This window comes from Kitasatospora sp. MY 5-36, assembly GCF_001182915.1.
GTDB lineage: Bacteria > Actinomycetota > Actinomycetes > Streptomycetales > Streptomycetaceae > Kitasatospora.
In genome coordinates this window covers 1-234 of record NZ_LFVW01000327.1, presented here as the reverse complement: position 1 = coordinate 234, position 234 = coordinate 1, and the positions used below count along the sequence as shown (strand labels likewise).

Annotated in this window: 1 protein-coding gene; it reads left to right on the top strand. The window is 75.2% G+C overall.

All coding sequences use genetic code 11. From position 1 onward, the window contains the following. Positions 1-234 (top strand): ketoacyl-synthetase C-terminal extension domain-containing protein (locus AE652_RS21190; protein ID WP_049653874.1); only part of this gene is annotated, 234 nt, incomplete at both ends.

Genomic DNA, 234 nt, shown 5'->3' with positions numbered 1-234 from the left:
ATGGTGCTGGCGATGCGGCACGGGGTGCTGCCGCGCACCCTGCACGTGGACGCGCCGACGCCGCACGTCGACTGGTCGGCGGGCGCGGTCGAGCTGCTGACCGAGGACCGGGAGTGGCCGGAGACCGGCCGTCCGCGCCGGGCCGGCGTCTCCTCCTTCGGCGTCAGCGGCACCAACGCCCACGTCATCATCGAACAGCCGGACGCGGAAGAAGTCCCGGCGGGCGAGCCCGCC